The 17733-nt window shown below is 42.5% G+C and carries 14 protein-coding genes; all 14 read left to right on the top strand.

What is annotated here, in order from left to right; genetic code table 11:
- The coding region (locus ACQG1Y_RS23630) for a RepB family plasmid replication initiator protein (RefSeq protein ID WP_000594611.1) at positions 1–876 on the top strand (876 nt) is incomplete at its 5' end.
- A gap of 1148 nt (positions 877–2024) precedes the next feature.
- Positions 2025–2378 carry a hypothetical protein gene (locus ACQG1Y_RS23635; protein WP_000423602.1) on the top strand — a complete coding sequence of 118 codons (354 nt, stop codon included), beginning with the start codon at positions 2025–2027 and terminating at the stop codon, positions 2376–2378.
- Between the two features lie 17 nt (positions 2379–2395).
- Positions 2396–2746 carry a type IV conjugative transfer system protein TraL gene (locus ACQG1Y_RS23640; protein WP_001447770.1) on the top strand — a complete coding sequence of 117 codons (351 nt, stop codon included), beginning with the start codon at positions 2396–2398 and terminating at the stop codon, positions 2744–2746.
- Positions 2747–2757: 11 nt separating this feature from the next.
- On the top strand, positions 2758–3546 hold the full coding sequence (locus ACQG1Y_RS23645) for a TraE/TraK family type IV conjugative transfer system protein (RefSeq protein ID WP_000783153.1): 789 nt from the start codon (positions 2758–2760) through the stop codon (positions 3544–3546).
- Positions 3546–4817: a TraK domain-containing protein gene (locus ACQG1Y_RS23650; protein ID WP_000592092.1), complete on the top strand. Its 1272-nt coding sequence runs from the start codon at positions 3546–3548 to the stop codon at positions 4815–4817. The genes ACQG1Y_RS23645 and ACQG1Y_RS23650 overlap by 1 nt, the downstream gene beginning before the upstream one ends.
- A 1-nt stretch (position 4818) precedes the next feature.
- Complete coding sequence (gene htdO / locus ACQG1Y_RS23655) at positions 4819–5280, top strand: plasmid transfer protein HtdO (RefSeq protein WP_000521242.1); 462 nt, start codon at positions 4819–4821, stop codon at positions 5278–5280.
- Positions 5270–6625: an IncHI-type conjugal transfer protein TrhB gene (trhB, locus tag ACQG1Y_RS23660; RefSeq protein ID WP_000351841.1), complete on the top strand. Its 1356-nt coding sequence runs from the start codon at positions 5270–5272 to the stop codon at positions 6623–6625. The genes htdO and trhB overlap by 11 nt, the downstream gene beginning before the upstream one ends.
- 7 nt (positions 6626–6632) lie before the next feature.
- A complete protein-coding gene (locus tag ACQG1Y_RS23665; RefSeq protein ID WP_000377632.1) occupies positions 6633–7115 on the top strand; it encodes a hypothetical protein in 483 nt (160 codons plus the stop codon).
- A gap of 118 nt (positions 7116–7233) precedes the next feature.
- Entirely contained in the window at positions 7234–7986 is a 753-nt protein-coding gene (gene htdT, locus ACQG1Y_RS23670) for a protein-disulfide isomerase HtdT (RefSeq protein ID WP_182911723.1), read from the top strand.
- Between the two features lie 9 nt (positions 7987–7995).
- Positions 7996–8946 (top strand): IncHI-type conjugal transfer lipoprotein TrhV, encoded by a 951-nt coding sequence (trhV, locus tag ACQG1Y_RS23675; RefSeq protein WP_001022588.1) that lies wholly within the window; start codon positions 7996–7998, stop codon positions 8944–8946.
- Positions 8947–8954: 8 nt separating this feature from the next.
- On the top strand, positions 8955–11636 hold the full coding sequence (locus ACQG1Y_RS23680; protein WP_000387412.1) for a TraC family protein: 2682 nt from the start codon (positions 8955–8957) through the stop codon (positions 11634–11636).
- A 2548-nt stretch (positions 11637–14184) separates the two neighbouring features.
- On the top strand, positions 14185–14346 hold the full coding sequence (locus ACQG1Y_RS23685) for a hypothetical protein (RefSeq protein WP_001371949.1): 162 nt from the start codon (positions 14185–14187) through the stop codon (positions 14344–14346).
- A gap of 1128 nt (positions 14347–15474) precedes the next feature.
- The gene (locus ACQG1Y_RS23690; RefSeq protein WP_001050364.1) at positions 15475–16728 is read left to right on the top strand and encodes a ParA family protein; all 1254 of its coding nucleotides are present in this window, start codon (positions 15475–15477) and stop codon (positions 16726–16728) included.
- Positions 16725–17729, top strand: coding sequence for a ParB family protein (locus ACQG1Y_RS23695; protein ID WP_001278838.1), 1005 nt, complete (start codon positions 16725–16727; stop codon positions 17727–17729). Before ACQG1Y_RS23690 ends, ACQG1Y_RS23695 begins: the two co-directional genes overlap by 4 nt.
- The last annotated feature ends 4 nt before the right edge of the window (positions 17730–17733 follow it).

A 17733-nucleotide genomic window follows, 5' to 3' on the forward strand; every position in this document is an offset into this window, starting at 1 on the left:
ATGATTAAAAACAACGAGTTAATCCATCCTTTTGACGTAACCAGTAATGAATCAGGTAAGACTTATCAACTGACGCCTAACTCGTCCAAGTCGGTTCAGCCCGTGGCCCTGCTGAGATTGAGTGTATTTACCCCTGTCGGCACAAAAGAAAACCGCGACCGAAACTTTGAAGTTGATGCCTCTGATGAGCTTTCGTGTATGGAAATTGCAAGATCGGAGGGTTATGACGACATCAAGATAACTGGTGTCAAACTATCTATGTCTACCGACTTTAAGTGCTGGCTCGGGATCATCATGGCTTTCAGTAAATATGGTTTTACTTCCGAGAAGATTAGCCTGACTTTTAACGAGTTTGCGAAGATGTGTGGTATCAGTTCAACAAACATCAACAAACGAACTCGTGCGCGCTTTAAAGAGTCATTAATGAACCTTGCATCGGTAGTGCTTGCCTTCTCAGACTCTCGTAGTGGTCGGTTCACAGTAACGCATCTGGTGCAGAAGGCTATGATTGATCCAAAAAGCGATACTGTTGAGCTGGTTGGGGATCCTTCTATGTGGGAACTGTATCGTTACGACCATAAGACATTGTTAAGCCTTCAGGTTCTATACATTTTGGCTAAAAAAGAAGCTGCGCAATCTCTCTATATTTATTTTGAAGCAATGCCAGCTGGTACGTTGTTCGTTAATATGAAACGGTTGAGGGAAAGGTTGCTTCTTACAACCCCTATTCGTACGCAAAACCAGATAATTCGTAAAGCAATGCGGGAACTTGAATCTATCGGATATCTCGATTATCAAGAAGTTAAGAAAGGTCGCGACATACAATTTCAGATCTTCAAAAGAAGCCCTAAGCTGGCCCTTGCCAAACAAGGTTGAAAGCTATCTGGTATGCACTGGTTATAACCTGCTGAAAAATAAGTTATTTATCAGTGCTATGCTTAGTGCTTCTTTTACTACTGGTCTTACATCTCGGCTTAATGTGCAAAAAAGTAACTTTTCAAACGAACTCCTGACTATTCATCTGTATGCCTTTCTGACTCAAGCGTACATGCTAGCCCATTCATTAAATGCCGTTGAGCAAGATGGTTTCGTGCGCACTCTATTCACGTGAATGCCTTTTGTGGATTACGCCTCTTACATTCATACAAATGCTTTTGATGTCGGTATCCCAAAAATTCATTCATTGAAATGCTTTTGTTTGCCACTGTATCCCGAGCATAGCTATGCAGTGGTATAAAAAGGCATTTTGGTGAATGGCATTAGGTCGAATGACACACAGTTCAGCTTTGTTAAGAGCGAGAATGGTCCAAGACATCTATGACATTGGGCATCAGAAGGACTATGTGCTTGATATGAGATCAAAAAAATATCAGAAGCATCACAACTCCAATGGCATTCAAAGAAATGCCTTTGTTTTGTTAGTACACCAAACAACCCAAAATTCATGCAGTTATATCAAAGACTCATTCGCAAAAGGACTCAGCCAGAAAGCATTTGCTTAAATAGCATTGGCCAAAAGCATTCGAATGAATGATGTTCGTATGGACAAGACAAAGTCCCACTCACGCCCAGAGGTGTAAAAGGCATTTAGATGAATGACGCACCGGCCCGAGGATTGTATGTAGTTTCTCCAACTGATAGTTGCCGAACCAGGGAGCACAGTGATATGCGGCCTTCTCAGAATCAAGAGATAGATAATAAGGGAACAAAAAAGATTAGATATGAAGCTTAGTTACCTGCCCGATATCTAGTTAGAGCTTTTCAAACCATCAAAAGTGACTTTTATGCTTGAGGAGTCTCATCAGCTTCAGGATTGAGCTTAACGTAATCTTACCCCCTCCCCTCTTTCAAACTTTTACTAAGCGTTCACTGGTACCTTTCAAAGATTATGCTTTAGGCCCTTTGCTTAAAAATTCACCAATCGCTAAACGTTAAAAAAAGGGGGTTTATGCGAACGGAAGGATCGGAATAAAAAAGTATTATTCATTCGCGTTTACGTGAACTCAAATCTACACGGAGTAATTATGGAACTTTCTTTAAATATTGGCCTTAGTGAAAAGAAATCTAACACGGCTGCACTTTTTAAAACAAAAAGCGCAAAAGTGATTTTGTTTGTTCTGCTGACCGTGCTTTTTTGCGGTCTGGCATATGCGGGTTCAGATGATGGGGCACTGGGAGATATTTGGTCATACATGAGTGAAAGTATGACTGGAGCTCCGGGCAAAATTCTGGCAGCCGCGATGTTGATCTCAAGCGTATATTTCTCTGTCCTTAAGCCTAACCCGGGCCTGGCACTGGTTTCATTATTCATGATGCTGGTAATGGCCAACGGCGAGAAAATTATCAGCACCTTTATGGATGCTGGCGTACCGCTGTAATTTATTGTTAATCATGCATGAGGGGGTTCATCCCCCTCTCTGGATTTTTAATGAGTAAGCAGAACGACGTTCCTCAGCATACCTATAGATTCCCTTTCAGGATCAACATGCCTCTACTGATTTTGTTTTGGGATGCCAAAAAATTAGGGCTTGCATTCATTCTGGTTGCATTTGGGAATATCTTCGAATGCTTCGGGTTTTCTGTTGTAGCAGCGGTTGTGTATTGGATTGCGTATAACAAAGCAGCTGAGTCAGGAATAAGAGGATTGCTAAAACACAAACTCTGGTGGCTCGGTTTTTTGCCAGGTAAAGCAGTTTTTAGTAGCCGTTATTTCAACGATCCATTTATCAGAGATTTGTATTCTTGATGGAGCTATGAATGAAAATGCTAAGTGGCATTAACATCCCTTTTTTCAAAAAATCTAAAAAGGATGAAAACGGTGATCTTGAACAGTCATACGTAAAGAAAGATGAAAGTGCTAAGGGACGTTTTTTGGACATTAAAAAACGATTTAGCCCACAAGCTGAAGCGTCAGGTGCTGGAATTACATACAGCGCCCTGATTAATCGTGATACAAAACTTATCCGCATTAATACTGTTTCAATAGCCGTCATTGGGTTATTGGTTGCAAAGATTCTTTTTTTCACTGACCCAGTGACGATTGTTACCCCTCCAAACATGAATGAAGAGATCACGGTTGTTGGTAACAAAGCATCGGAATCTTATAAAACACAATGGGCTCTCTTTTTTAGTACCCTTTTAGGGAATATTAATCCAACTAATATTTCCTTTGTGACGGCCTATGTCCTCGATGCCCTTTCACCTGAACTACAGGCTAAAACGAGTGAGTCTTTACAGGAGCAGATAAATATCATGCAGGCTCGTGGTGTTGAGCAGACCTTTAAGCCTAATGATATTTACTTTGATCCAAAAAATGACATGGTCTATGTCTGGGGTACCAAAACGACTCGACTTGTAAATGTTCCGGACAAAACTGAATCATCGAAATGGACTTATGAATGGGTTCTCGGGATGAAAAATGGTCGCCCAAGAATTGCATATGTAAATCAATATTCCGGAACACCGAATATTAAAAAAATTACGATAAACGGCAAAGAGCAACTGGCAACGCTGGATAATCCGCCACCGTCTACAGGTAACAAGTGATGATTAAAAAAAAGGGCTTAGGCTTCAACGCAATTACAGCATTGATCATGCTCACGACTTCGAACTGCGTAATCGCTGAAGAATACCAATTGCCAGCAACAATTAATAACCCGGTTGTAATGCCAGTTGGTGCTGACGGATTTCAGAATGGAGCTGCAAAAGCCATTATTCCGGGTCAAGCTGGTTCTGAACAGTCAGGTGCACAAACAAACCTTAGTGAAGCCGGTAATGCGCAGGGACAAAAACCTACAACTGATCTCCCTACCGTGCAACTTTCCCCAGCCAGCAATGCTTCGCCTGCGGTAAGCGCTATTACTGGAGCATTATCAAATAATCCTAGTCTCCCCGGATTTGACGCACAGACCCGATCTGGTGCAATTGATAGCTATGGGAGACCAACAGGTACCTCTTCCCAGCAGAATGCAACCAATGCGACCGCCACGTCAAAAGCCGATGAACTTTATGTCGAAGCTCGTAACCGATATAAAGAAGTTCAGCGTGTAAATGTGCCGCCTGGTGGGAATGTGGTACTGCCAGTTTCACGAGGACTTCAAAACAGAATATCGACCAGCTTCAAGAATGCTTCTGTCAGTACTTCTACCCCTGCTGAAGAGGCAAGCATATTTGTTAATGGTGGCGATGTCTTTATTTCAACTAATACCGATAAACCAATCGGGATTATGTTGTCTGAAGATCAGGTACCTGAATCGACCTATAACCTGACCCTGGTACCGCTTGATGTTCCCGGTGCGATGATTTCAGTTACTACATCTTTAAGCCCATCTATGCAAGCCAAACGTGAAACCTCATTGGATAAGCAAAACTATGAGGAAATGTTGGCCCGCTCCCAGTCAGAAGAACTGGCTCCAACGGATCCAAAACAAGACGATCATAAACAAAGAATCATTGATTTATTGACTCCTGTGGCTCTTGGTGAGGTCCCTTCAGGATTCAGTTTACAACAGGACCGACTTTCTCGTATTCCTGCGCCAGAGCAGTCACCATGTAACTTTAATATGTATGCAAAGCTCGGTCAGAGACTGGTTGGCTCACGTGAACTTATTGATGTAATTCTTGTGAAAAACGATAAACCATACGGTCAAATCGTTGCTGATCAGCAGTGTATGGCAGAAGGCGTTATTGCAAGTGCTTTATTTGATAAAGCATACCTGCAACCGGGAGAAGAAACAGAGCTTTACATAGTCCGGGATAAATTGTTCAAGGAACGCGAGGCCCGGGTTACAACCAGACCAAGTCTAATCAGAAAATAATATGGGAAAAGTTACTTTGCCTGCTCTGCTTGGGGCCACCGTGATTGGTTTTGTCGTATTTGCTTTAACCAGCTTTTACTACAGGTCAGAATATATACCAAAAAGGAGTGTATTAATCGTTCCGGACGCACCCATTAGTATCGAAGATGGCAGTAACGCTTTTCCCGTTCAGACAGTAATAATGAACGATCCAACTCTTATTGATAAATTTGTAGGAGAGGGCAATATTAATGAGGAGAATGCTTTTGACTATCACAAAAGTAACGTTTTGGAACCTAATTACAAACATGAAATATCTAGAACGAGCCAGATAGATAAAGCTGAAATGAATCATCCATCTGTTCGTGAAAACTGGGCCAGAGCAGGTGAACCCTATATCGTTCCTCAGATGTCTGACAGCGAACGAAATCTAAAAATTAAACGATTCCAGAAACCTACAAGTGGAGCTAATCATGGACATTAAAAAGGCCTGGGAAAATAAGACCGTCAGACTTTCTGTTATTGGCGCTCTGCTGGTAGTGATTGTTTATATTATTAGCCAGTCTATTTTTTCCACACCAGTTAAGAAAGAAAAGAAAACACAGAAAAAAGACATGCAGACCAATTTGTTGTTAGATGATTCGCAAATGAACAAATTGAGTAATGAAGAAAGCCAGAAAGTATATAAAGAAATGGTTAAGCAAAACCGACTTGACCAAAATGCGGCGAAAGAGGACCGCGAAAAAGCAGAAAAAGCCCAACAGGAAACTAAAGCCCAAGTTGCAAGTTTAACTTCTCAACTTCAGCAGCTGTCTCAGCAAATTAATGATATGCAGACAAATCGAAACGGCAATCGTAACTTGGATGCTGGTAGTTCGCGTAAAACGATTAATGAGCAGGCACCGGCAGCTCCTTATCAGCTTAATGCTAATGCGCCGATTAATGGCGTAAACCCTAATTACGCTTCTATCACACCTACGCGTAATAGCCCAATGAGAACAATCACACAAAGTTCCATTAAGACTAATGGTACCGATGGTGTCATTCAGGTTATGCCCGTGTCTGAAAACAGAATCAAGGAAGGCAGAGAGGTCATTGCAGGAGATAAAGCGCCAACTCGGACTGTACGAGGTGATGGTACTGCGCCAGTTGATAGCAAAGCGCGGCATGCTGCCCGAAAAGATGAAATGTTTCTTCCGGCAACATCTATTATCACTGGTGTTCTGATTACCGGGCTTGAAGCGCCTACAAGCCTTTCTTCCAAATCAGAACCAATGCCAGTAACGATGCGTATTAAAAAAGATGTCATCATGCCCAATAATTTCACCATGGATTTGCGTGACTGTAACCTTCTGGGTTCAGCTGTTGGTGATCTGGCGTCACAGCGTGCTTACATACGTGCCACTTCTATCTCTTGTGTTAATTCAAAAGGGAAAGCTTTTGACGTAAAACTGGAAGCATATGCTGTAAGTGAAAATGACGGAAAAAATGGGATCCGAGGCACGCTTATCAGCCGAAATGGTAACGCAATTGCAGGAGCTGCATTTGCCGGTGGACTTTCTTCACTTGCCGGTAGCTTAAGTCCCAGTAAGGTATCTTCACTTAACATCGACCCTAATTCACAGGCTCAGTATCAGTCCCCTAATTTTGGTGCACTTGGGGCATTAGCCGGGGCTGGTGCAGCTCAAGGTGGTCTTAATCGACTCGTCGATTACTACACCGCAATTGCAGAACAACAGTGGCCAATCGTAGAAATTAGCCCTGGCCGAGCTATTACATTTGTCGTTCAGACCGGAACTACAATTCCAACGAATCTGACCAGTCGCTGAGGTTTAAATGGATAGTTTAGAAAAAAAAGAATCGCCTGAATCAGCTGGACCTGAAATCACTAAAAAAATGGTGCGAGAAAGGACAACAAAAAAAATTACCTTCGAAATTGATATTGAAAAAATATTGAAGTATTTATTTTTCTTCGCCTTTGCCGTATTGGTCATTATTTATGGTTATAAAGGCTTTATGAATGTTTACGATTACTTCAATAAACAATCCCAGCCTTCGTACAAGATTGCAGTGCTTGACATGCCTGAATTACGTAAGGAATTTTTCAAGCATCACGGAGGCCGTACTGCTGACAATGATAGATCTCAATTCGAAGAATATTTCAGAACATTAATGAAGATCTACCGTGACCGTGGCTATTTAATTATTGATGCAACGCTTGCCGTTACTGTACCGGATAGTGTTGAAATCGTCACTTATATGGAACTTGAAGATAGCTCTGAAGCGGTACAATCAAGTTCTTATAATGCAAAGAAGTAGAGGGCACCCAATAGTGAAAAAGTTACTTTTCCCTTTAATGGCGGCTTTCGCCATTATGGCGAATACGGTCACTTATGCTTCAGAGCAGGTCCTAACTAATAGTGATGCTGCTGCGTTAATGGCAAAGGCAAAGGAAGGTGGCGTTTCACCCAGTCAGATCTCGGGTGTGTTATCAAAAATGAAAGGATATAAACCTAAGGATGCCATATACATTCCTTCTGGTGGGCTATACCTCTTTCAGGACGAACGTTCGCAGCTAATGGCAGTAACGACCGATGGCCGATACTCCCTTACTGGGGGAAGCCTTGTTGATGTAATTAAACGTAAACCTGTTCTGACTGTAGAAGAAATCAGGAATTCCTATTTTATTAGTCTTGATGAGGCCCCCTTCCCTCTGGAAACTGTAGCGTCCATTCCTCTGGGAAATTCAAAGCTTAAAAGACAAGCAGCCATTTTCATAACACTTGATTGTGACGGTTGCATGGAACTTGTTAAGAAATTCTATGCAGATCGGGACAAGTATCGGATAGATATTGTTTTAGTTCCCTCACCCGGTGAGCCAAAAGAAGAGCTTAGAAGGCTCTGGTGTAGTAAAGAAAAAGGAAAAATAAACAACCTCGATATTCTTCGTTGGCTAATGGGAAGCAAATCCGACATTGAAAAAAGATTGCTCTCTCAAAAAGAAGCAGAAGAATGTCCGGCGGAACCTTTGGTAGCGTCATTGATGCTCGCAGGAATTTATAAATTGCAGGGTGTACCTTCAGTTGTCAGACAGGATGGTTTGGCTGGTAATGGCATTCCAAAAGATTTCGACTACTGGTTGAACCAAAGCGTTGAACCTCTCTTAAAAAATCCATTTGAGACAAATTAAGGCTAGTTTATGAACATCAAAAGATTGGTACTCAGTGCTCTGGTTGTAGGTACATCCTCATATCTTACGGGGTGCTCCATCGGTAGTTCCGAATCCGAATGTCCAGGCATTGAAAAGGGCGTTATCTGTAAAGGTCCTCGCGAAGTTATGGAGTTAACTAATAATCGAGATGATCTGTCTGCACTGGCGGGGGAAGAGTCGGAATCGGGAAAGGAGAAATCGGCTGTCAATGACAGCCGTTATCCAACTGAAATTAGCCCTCCAGGGGAAGTCAAATATCCACAGTCTACTACCCTTAAAAATCAGCCTGTGGCTTATTCAAAAACCGAAATTAAGCCAGTTGGTCAGTTACCTGTCATGTACGATAAAACTTTAAAAATGGGTGCCCCTACTTCATCCATTGGACCACGGCCTATTTCTGGTGTACCGGTTAATTCAAACGTAAGGATGACTAGCAGTTATAGCACTGCCTCTTCAACTGGTAACCCTTTCGTTCATCCGGCTGCGGAAGTCGTTAAACAAACAAGCTATCCGGTTTCTGCTGGAAATGCCCCACGCTACGTTGCACCTAATTCTGATATCAGCCCTGGTAAGGATATGTACTCTCTTTACAATGGCCAGCCCGTTAACCCGACTCTCAACCCTGGGCAGATCCAGCAATACCGTTCGCAAGGTTATAAACAAGCTGTAGTGGCTCCTGAACCACTTGCTGTTCTGCAACAGGGGAAAGTAATGAGAATTACTTTTGCACCTTATACCGATGATAACGATGCGCTTAATCTTCCCGGCTACGTTTATGTCAACGTAAAACCGCAAACATGGATTGCTGGCAAGAATTCGACCTCAAACCCAGCTCGCATAGTTCCTTTAGAAGTACAGGATGCGGCCCGGGAAAATATGCAGCAGCAACAAAAAGCAACTAAAGCTGTCTCTTCGAACGGCATTGTTAGACAACTGTAAGGTCAAATATGGAAGCTATCAATAATTACAATAGCGGTTTAAATCGCCATCAATTAGGTGGGTTTATCCCTGTTTACGATCAATTAGCAGGGACTCACTATTTTTTGATTGATGGCAACAGATTAGGGTTTATGTTTATCTGTAATCCATCCCCTGGAGTTTTTGATAATCAGCAAGATGTTCTTGCTGAAATGTTCAAAATGGATTTCCCTACAGATACTGTCTGTCAAATATCTCTGACTGCATTGCCAGACCTGACTTTACAGCTTAGTGCTTGGTCAGCTGTGCGAGGTGGGCGTATGACTGGGAACGATAAGCTTAAAGCAGATCTGCTTAATGGTTATCAGTTGGACTACTACGACAGAAGTATGCATAAGCCTTTAAAACCTGATCATGATAACCTTATGTTGAGGGATTTTCAGGTATGGATCTCGCTATCGATTCCTTTACAGTCTGCCCTTCCTACCGAGCTGGAACATTCGCGTATCGATTCACTTTACTCTGAACTTGTAAGTAAGTTAATTACGATTGGATTGCATCCGTTTAAGGTCGATGCAGAAAACTGGCTCTATTGTATAGATAAGGTCGTAAACCCCGGAAAGAACTCCCGGTGGGCTGAAGGTTTCATAGACGTTAACACTATGAAAAGGCTTAATGAACAAGTTAACGTTCCCGGCCGTAAGTATACAGTCACAGAAAATCATTTCTCATCAGTCACACAAAGTGACGACGAATCTGAGCATCGTTACTTCAAACAACTTTCCGTTGTAAAGTTTCCTGAATACGTCAATTTCGGTTGTATGTATGAGTTAGTAGTTAACTGGATGCATGGACGTAAGACAATTTTCAGCCCATTTATGATCACTCAGACTGTTCAGTTTGCCGATCCGCTCAAGTTGTCAAAAGAAAACGTCCGCTACAAAGCAATCACTAATAAACAGGCAAGTATACCTTCAGTTGTCACATTCTGCCCTCGCCTGCGGGATATGGATAATGACTACATGGCCGTAACTCGCGAGCTTGAGGATGGCGCAAAGCTTTTAAGAGGGTATCTTACTTTCACTGTTATGGGTAGTAATGCCAATTCTGTGCAGACAGCAGCTAACGATCTCAAATCCTTTTACCTCGAAAGCCGGGTCAAAGTAGCAGATGATTCCTTTATCGTTTTCCCGTCATTTATGTCATGTCTGCCAATGTGCAATGACCCAAAGACAATTTTCGACCTTGACCGTTCCGAAGTAGTGAGCAACACCGGAGCGGCTCATATGACACCGATCTTTGGGCCCTGGAAAGGTAATACAGATAGACCAGTACTGAGTTTAGTTTCTCGTGAAGGTCAACTCATGGGACTTGATATTTTCAAGACTTCTGCAAGCTATAACATGGTTATTGGTGCAACGTCAGGTGCAGGGAAGTCATTCTGGACAGCATATCTAATCAATAACTATCTTGGAGCTGGACCGCGATCTAATAACCTCGTTCATTATCGCTCAACATTTAAGCATTTTTTAGAAAACGAATACCCAGATGATGATCCTGACGGTGCTCAAGTATTTGTTGTGGACGTGGGCCGTTCTTACCAGGGGATTGCGGAACAATATACAAACAGTCAATTTATTGATTTCGGTAAAACCCCTGACTTCACCCTAAATCCCTTTGCCTTCCTAACTGACATCACTGTTAACGACGATGTATTTAACGAAGCACCTGAATTTACCGGTGAATCAACTTCAAACGATGCAGAAAAAGACAAAGTTGCTCAGACCATAATGGTTTTGAATCAGCTAAAAATTATGGCTTCAGAGAAAGGCCTTATCGATGATTATCAACAATCAGTGATGCTTCAGCTTATTGCAGAAGAGTACCAAGAATCCAGAAAATCAGGTCGGACCGGTTCAATAACCGGCTTTGCTCTGCGTTGCAAGAAGCATGAAGACAAACGTATAAAGGATATTGGGGAGCAACTCGGAGCATGGTGCGAAGGTGGAATTTATGGGCACCGGTTTACCGATACGTTGCCTCCAATCAACTTCGACAGCAGATTTATTGTTTTGGAACTGGAGGAGCTAAAAGGCACCCCCCACCTTCAGACAGTTGTATTAATGTCTATCATTCAGGCTGCTCAGCATGCAATGTTCATCAAAAAAGATGGGCGTCGTCGCTTGTTCATCCTTGATGAAGCATGGGAGTACATTCGTCCTGATAATTCATCAGGTGCCGGAAATCAATCAAACCAATTCTTCTCTTCCTTCCTCGAAGCGGCATGGCGTAGGTTCAGGAAAACAAACTGCGCTGGCATCTGTATCACACAGTCGTTTGAAGATTATTTTACTTCTTCTGTTGGCCGGGCCCTGACTGCTAACTCGCCTTGGAAGATAATCATGAAACAAGAAAAAGAAAGCATTGAAGCAATGAAGGCTAATAAATATTTTTCTACTTCAGATGCAGAATATGAACGTATGAAAAATATTCGTACAGTCAAAAAGGTGTTTTCAGAGATGTTAGTCAGGTTCGAAAACTTCCAAGAGATCTGTCGGTTATACGTAGACCGGAAAATGGAGCTTTGTTTTACTACGGATAGTGCTGACAGGAGTAAATTATGGGAAATTCAAAGCCGCGAGAATTGTAGCTATGGCGAGGCAATAGAAATTCTCTATGCTCAAGAAGTAGCAGCGGGTTTGGCCGCGTAGAGTAAATATCTTCAAGCAAAAATAATTAAACCAGATGTCTCATAAGAATCTGGTTTTTTATTGTATGCCTTAAGTAAACAAATGAGGTTGTGACTTAATGAGTTCATCACTGTGCTGCAAATTTTGGTTTTATAATTAATGTGGTGTAAAAACAGTGACATAAATACAAATCGCAGTTAGGTTGTGTACGCATTAAGTAAACAAAATTTATAACTTCAATACTGACATTATAAGATGAAAATCACGTAAATTACATTTTTGTTTACCAAAGGTAATCAAAGTAGCGCGGCATTATTAGTGAAAACAGATCACTGGTGTCATTTTGCATACAAAACTTAATATCCTTTAATCATTCTTCTAAAAGTTTATTATTAACGGTTTGGTTTCTGAAAATTTATCCAATTTGCTCACCGAAGACTTTTAACTTATTTAACCCCCTTTATCGCCAAACTGTGATTTTCTAATGTTAGTCTACAGTTCTAGGGCCCTTGCTCCCATGATGCGAATCCTGCCACCTAATAAAGATTAACGCCTCATTCCTGTATGCCGGTCTTACGACGCCAGTGCACGGACTATTTTTGGTCATCACAAGGACAGGCGGGAGATTTAATCAGGGCGTGGTGTTGCTGAGCAGCAGCTGCGGCACTGTAAGCCGAAGGCGGAATTAACTCCTTTATCACCATCTGGGGACGTCATTATGGGTAGCCCTTTTAACTTACTCAGGACCATTAAGCTAAAATTCCGGATAGCGATTGACGTAAGATTTAGGCTAAGCAGGTAAAGTGATCCCCGCTCCCGGGGTGACAACTTTATACAAAAGGCCGAGCGGAAGATTGTCCTTAGGGAATATTTCTTTAACACAGCACGGGCACTTACTCACGCTGCCGGATTTAACCCCCTTAATCGCCAAACTGGGGTTCTGTCCTCATGCTGGCCTTCAGTTCTGGGCGGGGTTGCTATCACTTGCTCCCTAATGCGAGATGTACCTGCTGATACAGATTAACGTCATATTCCTGCGTGCCGGTCTGCCGACACCAGTGCACGGGCTTTTTTCGGTCATCACATTACCGGGCAGGAGATTTTATCAGGACGTGGTGTGACTGAGCAGCAGCTGGGGCACTGTCATCCGCTTGCAGATTTAACCCCCTTAATCGCCAAACTGGCGTTCAGTCCTGATAGTGTCCTTCCGTCCTGGGCAGGGTTGCTAACACTGGCTCCCTTAATACGAAATGCGCCTGCTGATAAAGATTAAAGTCACATCACTGCATACCGGTTTGCCGACTCCGGTGCATGGCCTTTTCCGATAATCACAAGGACGGACGGGTGATTATATCTGTGCATAGTATGTCTGAGCAGCATCAGAAGGCACTGTCAGCCACTGGCAGATTTAACCCCCTTAATCGCCAAACTGGCGTTCAGTCCTGATAGTGTCCTTCCGTCCTGGGCAGGGTTGCTAACACTTGCTCCCTTAATACGAAATGCGCCTGCTGATAAAGATTAAAGTCACATCACTGCATACCGGTCTGCCGACTCCGGTGCATGGCCTTTTCCGATAATCACAAGGACGGACGGGTGATTATATCTGTGCATAGTATGTCTGAGCAGCATCAGAAGGCACTGTCAGCCGCTGGCAGATTTAACCCCCTTAATCGCCAAACTGGGATCAGTCCTGATAGTGTCCTTCCGTCCTGGAGAGGGTTGCTAACACTTGTTCCCATGATACGAAATGCGCCAGCTGATACAGATTAACGTCTCATTGCCCATGCCGGTCTGCCGACACCGGTGCATGGCCTTTTCCGATATTCGCAAGCACAGATGCTTGATTTTTTCAGGGTGTAATATACCTGAGCAGCATCTGAAGGCACTTTCAGTCGCTGTCAGATTTAACACCCTTAATCGCCAATCTGGGATTTTATGATGTTAACCTCCAGTTCAAGACCCTTGCTCCCATGATGCGAACCTTGCCACCTGATAAAGATTTACGCCTCATTCCTGTATGCAGGTCTTACGACTCTAGTGCACGGACAATTTTCGGTCATAACAAGACCTGGCGGAAGATTTAATCAGGCGTGGTGTGACTGAGCAGAAGCTGGGGCAATGTCAGCCGCTGGCAGAAAAAACCCTTATTCGCCATCTCAAACCGTCATTATGGGTAGTCCTTTTAACTTTCTCAGGACCATTAAGCTTAAACTCCGTTTAGAGAATGACGTAAGATTTAGGCTAAGCAGGTTAAGTGATCCCTCTCCCGGGTTGAACACTATATTCATCGTACGAGCGGAAGATTGTCCTTCGGGAAATATTTCTTAAACACCGCTCGGGATCTTATTGCCACTGGCGGATTTAACCCCCTTAATCGCCATACTGGGGTTCTGTCCTGATGCTGGCCTTCAGTTCTGGGCTTGGGTTGCTATCGCTTGCTCCCATAATGCGAAATGTGCCTCCTGATACAGATTAACGTCATATTCCTGCGTGCCGGTCTGCCGACACCAGTGCACGGGCTTTTTTCGGTCATCACATTTCCGGGCAGGAGATTCTATCAGGGCGTGGTGTGACTGAGCAGCAACTGGGGCACTGTCAGCAGCTTGCAGATTTAACACCCTTAATCGCCAAACTGGGATTCTGTTCTGATGTTGACCTTCCGTTCTGGGCGGGCTTTGGTTTACTAACACTTACTTCCATAATACGAAATGTGCTTGATGATGCAGATTAAATTCACATTACTGCATACCGGTCTGCCGACACCGGTGCATGGGCGATTTCCGACGATCTCAAGAACATATGGGAGATTATATCAGGGAGAGTAGTATGCCTGAGCAGCATCTGAAGGCACTGTCAGCCGCTGTGAGATTTAACCCCCTTAATCGCCAAACTGGGGTTCTGTCCTCATGCTGGCCTTCAGTTCCGGGCTGGGTTGCTATCACTTGCTCACATAATGCGAAATGTACCTGCTGATACAGATTAACGTCATATTCCTATATGCCAGTCTGCCGACATCAGTGCTTGGGCTATTTTCGGTCAAAACAAGACCTGGCGAGAGATTTAATCAAGCGTGGTGTGACTGAGCAGCAGCTGGGGGCACTGTCATCCGCTTGCAAATTTAACCCCCTTAATCGCCAAACTTGGGTTCAGTCCTGATGTTGGCATTCCGTTCTGGGCGGCGTTGCTATCACTTGCTCCCATTATGCGAAAAGTGCCTGCTGATACAGATTAACGTCATATTCATGCATGCCGGTCTGCCGACACCAGTGCACGGGTTTTTTTCGGTCATTACAATACCGGGCAGGGGATTAAATCAGGGCGTGGTGTGACTGAGCAGCAGCTGGGACACTGTCAGCCGCTGGCAGATTTAACCCCCTTAATCTCCACACTGGGGTTGCCTCCTTAAGTTGGGTTTCATTTCGGGGTGAGGTTGCTAACTCTGCTCCCATAATTCGTAGTGTGCCTCCTCAAGAGATTAACACCTCATATCTTTAGACTGGACTGACGACAACGGTTCACAGTTAGGAAACGTATATCAGCACACCGGTGAGATAGATTTTAGGGTCTAAGCAAGAAATAGGGTAGGCGTGAAGATTCATTAATGGAGCTCTTAACTTCAAAGCGTAGAGAAGGAGACAAGAATCGTGGTTTAAACAGGTTGTGCATTAGGTATGGACTAGAGAGTCTGAGCTCACATCTGCAAGTTAAGCTCACAAAAAATCATAAAAAAGTAAACAAACATTAGCTTAAGATTGAAACTAAGGATAGAATTGTACGCATAACAAGGAAATGGACGCATTATACGTAAAGTTTACATATATGCGTAAAAGTCGGTTTTCAGTGCAAAAAGGTCATAACCATGAATTTACTTGAAAAGATCGCCCTCGTTGGTCAGCGCATGAAAAGCGAGCAGATTTCTCTAAAGGAATCTCTGATGGCTTCATCAAGAGTATCTGTTTCTGATGATAGTGTTGATGGTGTTGATAGACTGATCTATAACCACTGTTTGAATAAAAAAAATCTCTCTGATTTTTTTGGGAAGTCACGAGTAACGTTCAATAAAATACTTTCGGACTTAGAAGAAAAAGAACTTGTTGGTGCACCTATTTATCAAAACAAAAATCATCTTTACACCCGCTGGGATGTTCAAAAAATAATGGATGCCCTGGGTTATCCCAAGTACCGCGATCATTACTTTAGCAGAGCTATTGTTACTCAGAATCATAAAGGCGGTACAGGGAAAAGCACTACATCTGTAGCTTTAGCAGTAGCAGCTGCTTTAGATCTACAACTCAATGCACGTGTATTAATGATCGAATGGGACCCACAAGGTTCGATTGGAAGCAGCATGATTCAAAGTGTCTCAGAAGATGATGTCTTCCTTACAGCAATTGATGCAATCCTTGGAATTTATGAAGAAAATTCTGAGTATAAAAAATATTTAGATTCAGGATTCTCTGAAGAAGAAATCATCACTAATATGCCTTTTTCAACGCATCTGCCAAACTTGGACGTAATAACGGCTTTTCCGACAGATGCTCGTTTTAAAGATAAATACTGGCAATGTTCTAGAGAAGAACGTACGTCTTTGTTACTACGTTTCAAGGAAGTTATCTTACCGGTACTGAAGCAGAACTATGATTTGATTATTATAGACACTCCACCTGAAGATTCACCTTTGATCTGGGCTGCTGACGAAGCGGCCGATGGGATTCTTGTCGCAGTGTCACCACGTGAATATGATTACGCCTCTACTACAGACTTCATGCTTACAATAAGTGAAAGGTTTAAACAATCACCAAGTAAGGGCGACAATTTAAAATGGTTCAAAGTTCTTGCTGTCAATGTAGATGACAAAAGTCCATATGAAAGAATAGTTTTGGATAAATTAATCAGAACTGTTCAGGACCTTTTGATGTCCGCTAACATAAAAAATTCTGAAGCATTTAAGGCAGCTGCTTCCAAAGGGCGTACAGTGCTTGATATCAAAAAATCAGAGGAACTTTGTTCCGCAAAGCAGCTTGATGTCGCAGAAGAATCTGTATTACAGGTATATCAGCAATTTATAAATGAAATAAAAAGTTTTTCAGCTAAGCAAGGAGTTAACGCATGAGCGATGAGCAACATATCGGGAATGATAAATCTCGATATTTAAACGCACCAAAGCGGACAGAAGTCGGTCACCGTTCAGGTCTTGCGGGTTTGAAAACAGCACCTCGCATAAAAAAGTTATTCACTCTTCATAAGGGCCGGAGACTTGAAGCGGAACATGTGATTGTTCCAGCCCAGAGAGTGGAGAAGGAGACCTTAGTCCATCCAGCGAACCCACGAAATCAAGAAGCCCTTACAGATTATTCTGTTAGAGATATTCTTAAGCAGATTGAAGAAAGAGGGGTCGATACCGAAGGGATCGCTGTAAAAAGAGATGGGGTTTATTTATTAATAGAAGGAAGTCGCAGACGTTTCTGCTGTATAAAGGCAGAAAAGGATCTCCCCCTGTGGGTTCTTCCGGATGAACTAACCGAAGATGATATAAATTCAATTATATCCGCAGCACAAACATCTCGAAAATTTTCATATAGAGAAGTTGGGTTTCAATTTATCAAAAAAATGGAAGAAAAAGGATTTTCTACTAATGAAGAACTCGCAGCATATCTTGGGATTAGTCATGTATCGGTAGCCAAAAGAATCCAGGCGGCCCGTATTGACGAAACATTGATCTCTTTATTCCCGGATTATGAAGGAATCCCGAACTCCTATTATAGTCGCTTGTCTCGTTTACAGAAATATGTGCAAAAAAATCTATTTCCTTTAGATGAAGTAATAGATAATGTTAAAGAGGAAACAAAAGATTTAGACATTGGAGATCTCCAGGTTGCTCAAAAAGTTGTAATGGAAAAAATCACACAATCTGTGGAAAGTGTTTGTGAAAAAACTTATTCCACAAAATGGGAAACAAGTGATCTTATTACTTTTGATAACAAAGATAAGTATGCAAGAATCAGTAAAAACAATACTGGTAGAAAAATTCGCTTTGAATTCAATAGGATAAATGCGGGTTTTATTAAGGAACTAGAGGAGTTCATAAAAGAAAAATTAAAAGTATCAGAATAAATAT

Origin of the sequence: Enterobacter cloacae complex sp. 397G4 (genome assembly GCF_050031515.1) — a bacterium.
Lineage (GTDB): Bacteria > Pseudomonadota > Gammaproteobacteria > Enterobacterales > Enterobacteriaceae > Enterobacter > Enterobacter hormaechei_C.

What these genes read in the sequence shown, in the direction of transcription:
- ACQG1Y_RS23640 (WP_001447770.1), top strand. Translation starts at nt 2,396, where the DNA reads ATGAGGGGGTTCATCCCCCTCTCTGGATTTTTAATGAGTAAGCAGAAC.
- ACQG1Y_RS23680 (WP_000387412.1), top strand. Translation starts at nt 8,955, where the DNA reads ATGGAAGCTATCAATAATTACAATAGCGGTTTAAATCGCCATCAATTA.
- trhB (WP_000351841.1), top strand. Translation starts at nt 5,270, where the DNA reads ATGGACATTAAAAAGGCCTGGGAAAATAAGACCGTCAGACTTTCTGTT.
- htdO (WP_000521242.1), top strand. Translation starts at nt 4,819, where the DNA reads ATGGGAAAAGTTACTTTGCCTGCTCTGCTTGGGGCCACCGTGATTGGT.
- ACQG1Y_RS23635 (WP_000423602.1), top strand. Translation starts at nt 2,025, where the DNA reads ATGGAACTTTCTTTAAATATTGGCCTTAGTGAAAAGAAATCTAACACG.
- htdT (WP_182911723.1), top strand. Translation starts at nt 7,234, where the DNA reads ATGGCAAAGGCAAAGGAAGGTGGCGTTTCACCCAGTCAGATCTCGGGT.
- ACQG1Y_RS23650 (WP_000592092.1), top strand. Translation starts at nt 3,546, where the DNA reads ATGATTAAAAAAAAGGGCTTAGGCTTCAACGCAATTACAGCATTGATC.
- ACQG1Y_RS23695 (WP_001278838.1), top strand. Translation starts at nt 16,725, where the DNA reads ATGAGCGATGAGCAACATATCGGGAATGATAAATCTCGATATTTAAAC.
- ACQG1Y_RS23690 (WP_001050364.1), top strand. Translation starts at nt 15,475, where the DNA reads ATGAATTTACTTGAAAAGATCGCCCTCGTTGGTCAGCGCATGAAAAGC.
- ACQG1Y_RS23645 (WP_000783153.1), top strand. Translation starts at nt 2,758, where the DNA reads ATGAAAATGCTAAGTGGCATTAACATCCCTTTTTTCAAAAAATCTAAA.
- trhV (WP_001022588.1), top strand. Translation starts at nt 7,996, where the DNA reads ATGAACATCAAAAGATTGGTACTCAGTGCTCTGGTTGTAGGTACATCC.
- ACQG1Y_RS23665 (WP_000377632.1), top strand. Translation starts at nt 6,633, where the DNA reads ATGGATAGTTTAGAAAAAAAAGAATCGCCTGAATCAGCTGGACCTGAA.